8 protein-coding genes and 1 pseudogene are annotated in these 11,714 nt (G+C 46.4%); all 9 read right to left on the bottom strand.

The features are described 5' to 3' along the window. Positions 1-42: 42 nt before the first annotated feature. Positions 43-213: pseudogene (locus tag ACO6UX_RS22430) on the bottom strand (aldehyde dehydrogenase family protein); the annotation flags it as partial. A 129-nt stretch (positions 214-342) separates the two neighbouring features. Further along, positions 343-1,425, bottom strand: a complete 1,083-nt coding sequence (locus ACO6UX_RS22425) for a hypothetical protein (protein ID WP_422450507.1) — start codon at positions 1,423-1,425, stop codon at positions 343-345. Between the two features lie 809 nt (positions 1,426-2,234). Then, positions 2,235-3,659 (bottom strand): hypothetical protein, encoded by a 1,425-nt coding sequence (locus ACO6UX_RS22420; protein WP_422450506.1) that lies wholly within the window; start codon positions 3,657-3,659, stop codon positions 2,235-2,237. A 642-nt stretch (positions 3,660-4,301) separates the two neighbouring features. After that, on the bottom strand, positions 4,302-6,773 hold the full coding sequence (locus ACO6UX_RS22415) for a hypothetical protein (protein WP_422450505.1): 2,472 nt from the start codon (positions 6,771-6,773) through the stop codon (positions 4,302-4,304). A gap of 529 nt (positions 6,774-7,302) precedes the next feature. Then, positions 7,303-8,079, bottom strand: coding sequence for a ferredoxin--NADP reductase (locus ACO6UX_RS22410; RefSeq protein WP_422450504.1), 777 nt, complete (start codon positions 8,077-8,079; stop codon positions 7,303-7,305). A 237-nt stretch (positions 8,080-8,316) separates the two neighbouring features. Further along, positions 8,317-8,673: a 50S ribosomal protein L20 gene (gene rplT, locus ACO6UX_RS22405; protein ID WP_066018014.1), complete on the bottom strand. Its 357-nt coding sequence runs from the start codon at positions 8,671-8,673 to the stop codon at positions 8,317-8,319. A gap of 35 nt (positions 8,674-8,708) precedes the next feature. Next, a complete protein-coding gene (gene rpmI / locus ACO6UX_RS22400) occupies positions 8,709-8,900 on the bottom strand; it encodes a 50S ribosomal protein L35 (RefSeq protein WP_066018013.1) in 192 nt (63 codons plus the stop codon). Positions 8,901-9,064: 164 nt separating this feature from the next. Further along, entirely contained in the window at positions 9,065-9,607 is a 543-nt protein-coding gene (gene infC, locus ACO6UX_RS22395; RefSeq protein WP_257284275.1) for a translation initiation factor IF-3, read from the bottom strand. A gap of 121 nt (positions 9,608-9,728) precedes the next feature. After that, positions 9,729-11,651, bottom strand: coding sequence for a threonine--tRNA ligase (gene thrS / locus ACO6UX_RS22390; protein WP_422450503.1), 1,923 nt, complete (start codon positions 11,649-11,651; stop codon positions 9,729-9,731). Positions 11,652-11,714 lie beyond the last annotated feature (63 nt).

Below are 11,714 nucleotides of genomic sequence, written 5' to 3'. Positions count from 1 at the left end.
GACAAAAAAATTATGGTTTAGTTTCATTTCTTAACCCGGATATTAATTAATCCCCCCAAAACAGAGGTACTTGGTTTCCAGGTACTCTTCCATACCTTCCTGTCCACCTTCCCGACCAAACCCAGACCGTTTAACTCCACCGAAAGGTGCCAGCTCTGTGGAAATAATGCCTTCATTGATGCCCACCGTGCCATATTCCAAAGCCTCAGCCATTGATTCAGCCAGGGGTTTGCCCTGCTCAAGGGTCATCAACCGGGCAAGGTCAGCCTGATTTCCCATCAGTTCTTGATCCCTTCAATAGTAAACCAAACGTGCCTTTGAAGCAGTGACAAATACCGTGTTTTAATTGTTTACCATCAATGGAGTTTGAATGTCTTCTAAAAAGCTCCTCAGCTTATCGACAACATTTTGCTGCAACGGAAATTTCTCCATCTTGCGTATGCGTTCAACCATCCTTTCAATGGTACCGGGCAAATCGGGATTATCGGTTTTGACAAAGCGTAAGGAGGTGATCAAATCATCAAGAAAGCAAGGATCAGTGTGTTTACATCTTTTTAAATCACCGACCTGATCCAAAATATGATGGTTAAACATCTTTGTGTCCAGATAAGCATTGTATTTGCTGTTCAGCTCACTGGCCCAGGGAATATCTTTATTCTCAATCGCTTTTTTTATGAGTGTATCGATAGCCTTTTGGCTCGTACAACCGCTGCTTGCCAGCCGTTGTTTACAGGCGTTTTTGGCCATACGATAAATGTAGTAAAAACGCGGATCAAGCTTGCTTGCCAGCTTTTCCAGAAGCCTGCTATTCGCCGTGTCAGAGTCATCACTGGCAAACAAAGGGAAGATCAGTTCAAGCAGAAAAAACTGGCGTTCATCAAGTGCTCTGTCTATCACCACTTCGAGCTTCCCGGAATCTATCGTTGCCTGGTAATTGGTCTTCAACTGGCCTGCCCACTCTAAACCCTGAGAACCTAGGGTACTGACGGCTTTCGTCATTGCGGCATTGACGGCAGTTTGATCCCTGACACCGTGACTCAGCAGCGTGTTGATAAATCTCATATAATTGTCAAAAAAATTGCCATAGCTCCGATCAAAAAGCTTCGGAGAGTAATCCTGTGGCTGCATCGCAACGGTTTTTAAAACTTCACGCAGGATCTCTTGGCAAGACTTGTTATCTTTATCGTATAAACTCAAGATACGCTGCAACTGATAGTTTTTTTTGGCCTCATAAGTTTTAAACAGTTGTTCCTTTAATTGCACACCATTAAGAGAGATGCCATATTGCTCTTTCATGGCTTGTGCATAATCGAACCTGCCTATTGAAACAAAGAAGTCAAACGCCTCTTTCTGCACGTTTTCACTGAGTATTTTTGATTCAGCCAGTCGGTTGACCACATCCCCCGGACAGCCTTTTTTCTTCAATACTTCCTGCAAAAAATCAGAAACCAGCCTTTCAGAGGCATCATCATGGGTCATTAAATCCAGCGCCATCCGAATTTTATTTTCAGCAGAGGGTATTACAAACGCATGGAAAGTTTGTGGCAGTATCTGCCATAAAACGTCCTTAAATTGAGCGGCACTGAGTGTGATTCCATATCGGCTTTTCAGTTGCCACATTGCAGGAAAGTTATTTCTTCTTACCGCCTCGTCCATAAGCACCCTCACGGCATCCAGGGTCAGGGGGGCAGTATTCACAGGTGTTTCCAGGAATGATGGTTGTGGGTCCTCGGTTTCGGCTTTTTCACAATCCAGAGGCAAGTCAGAATTCAGCTTGTTTTTCGCCAGATTACCATCAGATATTACCGTTTTACAGGCAGGACAAGTAGGAACGGACGGCAGGCTCGGGTCTCGATCAGACAGATCCCGGCAGTGTCTGTCCCAGTTATCAGAACATTCCCTGTGCATCAGGTGCTTACATCCCGATAAGATAAATACATATTTATGTCGCCAGGAATGACTGGGTACTTCATCAGCATGCTGGTAATCAGTAATGGAGTTCAGACATACTGAGCACTCATGTTTTCTGGCATGACATATCGAGAGGTATGAAACTGACATAATCTACATCCTCAGTTTTTGAAGCCAGTTTTCTATGCTGTTGACAAGAATGCATTCAAAAGTCTAAAAGGTATTTTCCTCAAAATAAATATTAGTTTTCTATTAGATGGGACTTAAATATGGCAGGAACAGCTCATGATTCCTGCCATTTTTAAACCATTACATATCAAAATTTAACCCGGGAGGTTGTCCGAGAATTTTATCAGCTCATTGACGACACGTTGCTGCAAGGGAAAACTCTCCATTGTACATATTTGGTCAACAGCCGCTTGAATGGCATTGGGCAAACCGGGATTATCATGCTCGATTAATTTTAAGGGGGCGATCAAATCGGCAAGATAATCAGGTTGGGTGTGTCCTCTTCTTTTTACATATTCGGCCTCTTTCAGAATATGATTTTTAAGTGTCTCAGGGTCCAGATAGGCATTATATTTTCTGTTCAGCTCCTCAGCCCAGTAAAAATCATTGTTCTCAACAGCTCTTTTAATGAGTGTGTTGACAGCTTTCAGACTCCAACAATCGAACTTTTCCAGTTGTTTTTTCAAGGTTTCTTTTGCATCACGATAATCACCAAAATACTGATCGGGTTTGCTTGCCAGCCTTTCCAGAGACCCGATAATCGCCTCCTCGGCATCTTTACCATTGGCAAACAAAGGGGTTATCAGTTCAAGCAGGAAAAGTTTGTTCAGATCTACTGCCTTATCCATCGCCACTCTGAGCTTCGCAGGATCCATCTTTGCCTGGTAGCTGGTCTTCAATTCGTAAGCCCATTTCAAGCCTTTGTGAGCAAGAGTACTGACGGCTTTTGCCATTGCGGCATCAACAGCCATTTGTTCCTTGACACCATGGCTCAGCAGCGCGTTGATAAACTTCATATAATTGTCAAAAAAATTGCTACGATTCTGACCAAGAAGCTCCGGAGAGTAATCCTGCGGCTGCGTCGCAACGGTTTTTAAAATTTCACGCAGGGTCACTATGCAATACTCGTTATCTTTATCGTATAGGCTCAAGATACGTTCCAGATCGCAGGTACTTTTTCCTGATTCATAAGCTTTAACCAGTTCGTCCTCCAATTTCGAACTATTAATAGAGACACTATATTGTTCTTTAATGGCTTTTGCATCATGAAATCTGCCTCTTGAAATAAAGTAATTCAGAGTCTCTTTTAGTGCATTTTCACTAAGCATTTTTGAGCCTACCAGCAGGTTGACCGTCGTCTCCGACTGGCCTTTTTTCTGTAACACTTCCTTCAGAAAATCACAAACAACCCATTTAGAGGCATCATCATGGGTCATTAAATCCAGCGCCATTCGAATTTTATTATGGGCAGAGGGTGCTACATACCAATGGAAAGATGGTGGTAGTGATTGCCACAAAAGCTCTTTTAATTGAGCTGCACTGAGTGTGATCCCGTATCGGCTTTTCAGTTGCCACATTGCGGAAAAGTTGTTTGCACTTAACGCCTTGTCCATAGAAGGCCTCACGGCATCCAAACTCTGGGGGGTTATTTGCACAGGTGTTTCCAGAAACGAAGGTTTTGGATCCTGAGTTTCGGCTTTATCACAGTAGTGGTCCAAGCAAAGAAGACTATAGACCATCCTGTTCTCCGGCTCCTTCCTAACTTCCGTTTTACAGGTAGGACAACAAGTTACTAACGGAAGGCTCGGGTCACGTTTTGACAGATCCTTGCAGTGCTCTTGCCAATTCTGAAAACAATCCATGTGCATCAGGTGTTTGCATTTAGCTAAGATAAACACGTCTTTTTCTTGCCAAGAGTGAATGTTTTTTGGTTCAACAGGCAAACTGTAAGGTATAACAGTGCTCAGACAAACTGTACAATTGTGTTTATCGGCTTGACATATCGAGTGATATGAAACTGACATAATCTACATCCTCAATACAAGCAGTTAGATTTTAATGTTGTTGACAAGCTATTCCGGATTGATACTGTCGTCTACATTAAGAACAGTGAGGTAAGCAATAAAGTTCCATTTATATCCAGTCCATTCATCACCCGGAACTTAGCCTGATTAAAATACTTAGTCATTGTTCTTAATGATGCTTAAGAATAGTTGAAAATGAGATTATGTGTTTTTTTTGACCTGTCAGAAAGCTTGTACGACTTTGTCCCCCCAGTTTTAAAACCTTTCGCTCTTTACGTTTATCCAGTTCTGCGAAATTGTTATAGGAATGTAGGTACCAGTTGTGCAGCTGGCACATGCTTTCATTTGGTTAACTACTTAGCCACAGCGGATTTTTTCAGCGGTAAACATACAGAGAATACCGAGCTGATATAAGTCTTCCTGATTTTGCGGTGCGACGAATACCCTTTGATCATCCATAACAACTTTATCAATCACCGGTTGTTCATCATTCTCTGGTAATCGGTCCCTGCCATTTATCAAACACCGGTAGTGACGTGTTCTTACATCTCTGTCCTCAACATAAAACACTTTGGCCACAATCCTGTAGCTTTGGATAACGTCTTCTGGCGGAAGAGAGGCGTCAGGGCTGGCTTTTCTGCAGGTTAACTGAAAATCCTGAGTGACATCATGGGCTAATTTTTCAGCAAATTTTGCCCGGTCACATGGATCGGAGAGCATCTTTAGCTGAACAGTGATCACCTCCGGAACATCTTCCACCAATAGTACCTGCCGCTCTTGAAGAACATCCCACAGGAGGTCTCCTGTGCCCGTTTCTTTTGCCCTGGAAAGAGGATCCGGGAGGTTATTGATTGCATGCCTGAAATTATTACAATTTATGGTTATTTTCTGGTGCTCATTGTCAGGTATACCTTTCAGGGAAAGCGCATCATCCAGAAGCATTTGAATGGATAAATCATCTCTTTCAGCCTGCTCAGGAGAAACCGAGACGGAATAAATCAACGTGTCCGGTTGAACTATATCTTCTATCTGAGAGACTCCGGAGGTGTTCACGGGAGTTGTCCGTGGGTCATCAGTGATCATTAATATATCGGAGTCCCTCATAATCTGCCGTTCAGTTAAAACCCTGAATGCACATTTTTTCAGCTGCTCTGCGGGGATAACCAATTTTAACAGTGGTGCTAAAAACTCAGCTGAATCCTGGGGTGGTAATTTGTTCAGGGGTAAAACCGGTAGTTCATTATTCTGGTCAAGTTCTTGAGAGAACAAACTCTCTGTGTTTTTTTTGTTTTCTGCCTGCAGCAGGAGTCGGGTAGTTATATACTCTGCATAATTTTCATGGAAATTTTCAAAGCCCATGAAAATATTATCAGAAGCACAAGCAGAGCATAACGTTAACAACAGCTCATAGGTTTTTTGCATTTTCGAGTACTGTTTTTTTAAATGCTGGTTTTCCAAAGTGACCAGACACTTTCTGAGCGCATTAGTTAACAGCTGTTTTTTTACTTTTATGTCTGACGCCTTTTTGATCAATGTCAGGCATAATTCAGGAGTGAGTTTTTTCAGTGGAATTGCTTTTTTTCCCGGACCCGGGGATATATACCCTTCATTTTGATCTAGCGCAGTATCGCGGGCACCCTCAGCCGCCTGTGGATGTAAGGGAGCTGCAAGTAAATAAATATAGCGTGAAACCAGAATTTGCCAGATCGAAACGGCGGCAAAGCAGGTGTTACCAAAGTTTGAAAATCCTTCCATAGAGTTGACTGACGAGAGGAGTGCGCCCAGCGGACGATGAGTGAACAACTTAAGAAGCCGTTGTTGTTCTTTTTTCCCGGCCATTTCCTGTATGGCTTGTGCATCAAAGCCAAGGACTGTTTCTATCGCCTTTACTTCGTTTTTCAGTGACCATAAAACAGGAAGGTATGCTAACGTTGCTGAGGTTGGAGCGAGTAGCCTGGTCAGGGCTTTGGGAATAACATCATAGTGATACCAAGGTATGGCGCTGTATTGCGAAGGATGAGTCAAGGTTCTTTTCATGTATGTGCCAGGATCTAAAATCTGAAAGAACGATTCTTCACCAAACCTTTGGTAATATTTCTTTAACATCTGCTGTATCCCATTATTCAAACTTTCCAGATGCTCAGGATTTACGTCTGGCATTAATCCTTTATAGCGATGAAGTGTCTTTAACGTTGTGTAGATTATCTCCTGGATAATGGAGCGCAATGCTCTGGGGCAATAATTCCAGTATTTTTGGGGGTTTTCATCAATTGCCTGAATTTTCACACTCATATAATTAAGCCACTCTTCATCTTCTTCCCCTTGACCCAGGTCAGCGCAGCATCTGATCAATGAATGTGTAAATTTTTCCCATACGCCTTCTCCTTTTATGATTGCCTCAAGGCTATTTATTATTTTCAGGCTGCCGATTTCCAGTTCCTTTTCAGGCTGTGATTTTTTGTCTTTGGTTATTTGGGATTTCCCTGTTGTTCCGGGCTGATCATTAAGCGTTACTGGTTCAATAGATATATCTACAGGAAGGGGGGATATATCTTTCTGCTGAGGTCGTGATGACGGTATTCGTACCCCACATACCATTTGGTTACTGGTTGAGCGCTGGCAAAGTCTTGCATGAAGAGTATCTTTTATCTCTTTTAGATTGAGCAGGCTGCTTGTTTTTCTTACGCAACATTCTTCATTACTCCGCTTCAATGCCCGCTTCGGATAGAATGCAGTGGTCGTTTTATCGTCAGACTGTTGTTCAGGTAGCAGGGGTTCATGTGAACCGGAGGCAGCGTAAGTGCATTCAGGTGAAATTTGGGGATCCATATGACGGTTCTTTGTTCGAGTTAGACCCTCTTAGTGTAGTTCTGTAATTAAGCTCTATAGATATAACAGCTTGTTGTAAGTAATGTGAAATTTATTGGCAGGAAACAGCGGATGGGAAATGCGGCAGTGTGATTACTGCCTATCCTTTGGTTTTTAAAATAGCCGTCTGGATAACCGCTATTTCAGGGCCTGTTGACGTTTCGTTGCGTGCTCAGCGTATCAGGGCGCTCCTATGACGAGGCGCAGCATTGGAGGAAGGCTGGTTGCCTTTCAAAATGCTGCAACGAAGTCATAGGGGCACCCTGATACGCCCGAAGGGTGGCTCAGAAAGGCGCCATCTGCTTTGTCAGACTTGCTTGGCGTAGAATAACTACGCTCTGCACAAGTCTTTCGCGCAGATGACGCCTTTCTGAGCCAGACTGCGCGTCCCGCTGAGCACGCAACGAAACGTCAACAGGCCCTTACCATTAAGGACAGGCACTTTCAGACTCAATCGGATTTTTAACCGGACAAAATGACTATCAGACAATTATTTCTCAACGAAAGCCCTCTCAATCACATAATCAGCCACATCTCCGGTATGCGCCGATGCAGTAAAGCCGAGGTTATCGAGAATATCACAGGTATCATTGAGCATGGCCTGACTGCCACAGATCATGGCTTTATCGGTTTGTGGGTTCAGTGGTGGCAGGTCCAGGTCATTGCACAACCGACCACTGGTAATCAGATCTGTCAGTCGACCGGTATTTCTGAACAGCTCACGGGTAACGGTTGGGTAGTAGACCAGCTTCTGACGAATCTCTTCTCCCAGGTATTCATGGTGAGGCAATTCATCCAGCAGGTAGTCATGATAAGCCAGTTCACTGACGTAACGAACACCATGAACAAGTATGACCTTCTCAAACCGCTCATAGGTTTCAGGGTCTTTGATAATGCTCATAAACGGCGCAAGACCTGTACCGGTGGCAAACAGGAACAGATTCTGGGCCGGCTTCAAATCACCCACCACCAGGGTGCCCACCGGCTTGCGACTGACCAGCACGGAATCCCCCGGCTGTAAATGCTGAAGTCTGGAAGTCAGAGGCCCATCAGGCACCTTGATACTGAGGAACTCCAGGTGCTCCTCATAGTTGGCACTGGCGATACTGTATGCCCGCATCAACGGCTTCCCATCCACTTCAAGGCCCAGCATGACAAAATGACCATTATGAAATTTGAGCGATGAGTCACGGGTGGTGGTGAAGCTGAACAAAGTATCATTCCAATGCTTCACGGTTAACACGGTTTCTTGATAAAATGCTGACATACTTTGCTTCTTTTTCGTTGTTTGCGTCCTTACCAAAGATGACTTCGGAATCCATATCCGACGGTGGAGCAAGGTCCTTCTTATCAGCGACCTTAAAAACCAGAGGTAACTTTAGCAAAATTCGGGAAAAAATGCTGGCCTCATTCTCTGCCAACAGGAAATGAGTCTGAATGAATCACAAACAAAAAAAGGAGACCCACAAAAGCAGGTCTCCCTCATACAAACCGGTATAAAAACTTAAGCCAGAGCAGCTTTCGCCTTTTCCACCAGCTGGCCAAAAATCGCCTTGTCGTGAACGGCCAGATCAGCCAGAACCTTACGGTCGATTTCGATAGCCGCTTTCTTCATACCTGCGATGAAACGGCTGTAAGACAGGCCATTCATGCGAGCGCCGGCATTGATACGGGCAATCCACAGAGCGCGGAACTGACGCTTACGCTGACGACGGTCGCGGTAAGCATACTGACCAGCTTTGGTAACTGCCTGCTTGGCTACGCGGAATACACGTGAACGTGCACCGTAATAACCTTTAGCCTGCTTCAGAACTTTCTTGTGACGACGGCGCGCAATGACGCCACGCTTAACACGTGCCATGAATTATCTCTCCTGTAAAATGATCAAAAAAGCGATTAGTCGCGCAGCATACGCTTAACGAGACCCTGATCGGCCGGAGATACCAGTGAGGTACCACGCAGCTGACGCTTACGCTTGGTGGTCATCTTGGTCAGGATGTGACTCTTGAAGGCACCTTTACGCTTGTAACCGGAAGCGGTTTTCTTGAAACGCTTCGCGGCTCCACTGTTGGTTTTCATCTTTGGCATGAAAAACACTCCGCATTCGCGACCACTGATCTGCGAAACCAGCGTCGGGACAATTAAAAATACTGCCGCCAAAAGCCGAAGCCATCAACCGGCACGAAGCACTAAAAAAAACGGCCAGACCCGATACCCTCAACGGACACCAAACCCAAACGCCGTTTTTTTAATTACTTCTTCTTTTTAGGGGCAATCACCATGATCAGTTGACGGCCTTCCATTTTCGGATGCTGTTCAACGGTTCCGATTTCTTCCAGGTCTTTTTCAACCCGTTTCATCAGTTCCATGCCCAGCTCCTGGTGAGCCATCTCACGACCACGAAAACGAAGGGAGACCTTCGCCTTGTTGCCCTCAGTAAGGAAACGTACCAGGTTGCGCAGTTTTACCTGATAATCCCCTTCTTCGGTACCCGGGCGAAACTTGATTTCTTTCACCTGGATCAAAGTCTGCTTTTTCTTGGCCGCAGCCTTCTGCTTTTTCGATTCGTACTGGTGCTTACCATAATCCAGGATCTTACAGACCGGTGGCTCACTGGTCGCATTGATCTCAACCAGATCCAGCCCCGCTTCCACAGCCATGCTTAACGCATCTTGTATATCAACTACACCGACCTGTTCTCCGTCGGCCCCAATGAGGCGGACCTCTTTTGCACGGATATTTTCATTAATCGGAGCCTTTACTGGGCGACGATCACGGAAGCTGTTGCGTCTGATGGTTGTATCTCCTGTGTAAGCAACATAGTAAGTCCCGCAAAGCCTCTTGGACTAAAGAGTTGCCAGACCATCAGGCAACCCGGGACAGTTTTCTCGAAGTGCATCGGAAAGCGGCACAGCCTCAGGCAGTGCGACCACGCTTGAGGACATCTGCCTGCAGGCGTTCCTGGAACGCTTCGATGGACATTACGCCCAGATCCTCACCGGTGCGGGTACGGACCGCCACGGTATTGTCTTCCATTTCCTTATCACCGATCACCAGCAGATAAGGAACCTTCATTAAAGTATGCTCGCGGATTTTAAAGCCGATTTTCTCGTTTCTCAAGTCCGCTTTTGCCCTGATGCCCTGTTCCGAGAGGTTTTTTTCCAATTTTCTGGCGTAATCGGCCTGACGATCAGTGATATTGAGGATAGCAGCCTGCATGGGAGCCAACCAAACCGGCATGGCACCTTCATAATGCTCGATCAGAATACCGATAAAGCGCTCGAAGGATCCCAGGGTTGCGCGGTGCAGCATAACCGGCGTTTTGCGCTCTCCGTGTTCGTCCACATATTCCGCTCCCAGTCGACCCGGCATGGAGAAATCCACCTGAATGGTGCCACATTGCCACACCCGGCCAATACAGTCTTTCAGGGAAAATTCGATCTTCGGTCCGTAGAAAGCACCTTCACCGGGCAGTTCATCCCATGGCAGCTGCTGGGCATCCAGGGCTTCAGCCAGGGCTTTTTCGGCTTTATCCCAGATTTCGTCGGAACCTACGCGCTTTTCAGGGCGGGTAGACAGCTTGTAAATCAGGTTTTCACGGGCAAAACCGAAGTCGTCGTAAACACTGTGCAGGAAGTCGATGAACTCACAGACTTCTGACTGAATCTGGTCTTCCGTGGCAAAAATATGGGCATCGTCCTGGACAAAGCCACGCACCCGCATCAGGCCGTGCAGGGAACCGGAAGGTTCGTTACGGTGGCAGGAACCAAATTCAGCCAGTCGCAGCGGCAGGTCACGGTAGCTCTTCAGGCCCTGGTTAAAGACCTGCACGTGGCAGGGACAGTTCATGGGCTTAATAGCCATGTCCTTGTTTTCAGAGCTGGTGGTAAACATGCCATCGGCGTATTTATCCCAGTGACCGGACTTCTCCCACAGGCTGCGGTCCACCAGCTGGGGGGTCTTGATCTCTTCATAACCGGCCAGGCGCTGTTTGTTGCGCATGTACTGTTCCAGTTCCTGGTAGATCACCCAGCCGTTAGGGTGCCAGAACACCATTCCCGGTGCTTCTTCCTGCATGTGGAACAGGTCCAGCTTCTTGGCCAGTTTGCGGTGGTCGCGTTTTTCCGCTTCTTCCAGACGGTGCAGGTAGGCCTTCAGGGCTTTCTTGTCTTCCCAGGCAGTACCGTAGACGCGGGTCAGCATTTCATTATTGGAATCACCGCGCCAGTAGGCACCGGCCACCCGCATCAGTTTGAACGCTTTCAACTTACCGGTGGAAGGCACGTGTGGGCCACGGCAGAGGTCCATCCACTCACCCTGGCGGTAGACAGAGATCTCTTCGCTGGCGGGCAGGTCGTTGATAATCTCAACCTTGTACTCTTCGCCCATGGCTTTAAAGGCGCTGATGGCTTCTTCACGGCTCATCACCACACGCTCGATAGAGAGATCCTGTTTGGCCAGCTCTTCCATGCGTTTTTCAATTTTGGACAAATCATCCATATTGAAAGCGCGCTCGTAGGAGAAGTCGTAGTAGAAGCCGTTTTCAATCACTGGCCCAATGGTCACCTGGGCACCAGGAAACAGGTCCTGCACGGCCATAGCCAGCAGGTGCGCGGTAGAGTGACGAATAACATCCACACCCTCTTGATCACGGGTGGTAATGATGGATAAATCAGAATCTTCGGCAATTTTGGCGCTGGCATCCACCAGTTCACCATTGACGCGGCCGGCGAGGGTCGCCTTGGCCAGCCCCGGACCGATGTCCTGGGCGACTTCCATTACGGATACTGCATCAGCAAACTCACGTTTGCTGCCATCGGGAAGCGTAATAACAGGCATGAAGGAGTCCTTACATTGTAATCACTATACAGTGGCAACCGGTACCGGAGGCTGCTTGTTCTA

The organism is Endozoicomonas sp. ALB091 (assembly GCF_049310265.1).
In the GTDB taxonomy this organism is placed as follows: Bacteria; Pseudomonadota; Gammaproteobacteria; order Pseudomonadales; family Endozoicomonadaceae; genus Endozoicomonas.
The sequence above is the reverse complement of the archived record's forward strand: the minus strand, read 5'-3'. Positions and strand labels throughout refer to the sequence as shown.

Coding starts and splice junctions, on each gene's coding strand:
- ACO6UX_RS22420 (WP_422450506.1), bottom strand. CDS start 3,659: ATGGTCTATAGTCTTCTTTGCTTGGACCACTACTGTGATAAAGCCGAA.
- ACO6UX_RS22415 (WP_422450505.1), bottom strand. CDS start 6,773: ATGGATCCCCAAATTTCACCTGAATGCACTTACGCTGCCTCCGGTTCA.
- ACO6UX_RS22410 (WP_422450504.1), bottom strand. CDS start 8,079: ATGTCAGCATTTTATCAAGAAACCGTGTTAACCGTGAAGCATTGGAAT.
- rplT (WP_066018014.1), bottom strand. CDS start 8,673: ATGGCACGTGTTAAGCGTGGCGTCATTGCGCGCCGTCGTCACAAGAAA.
- rpmI (WP_066018013.1), bottom strand. CDS start 8,900: ATGCCAAAGATGAAAACCAACAGTGGAGCCGCGAAGCGTTTCAAGAAA.
- thrS (WP_422450503.1), bottom strand. CDS start 11,651: ATGCCTGTTATTACGCTTCCCGATGGCAGCAAACGTGAGTTTGCTGAT.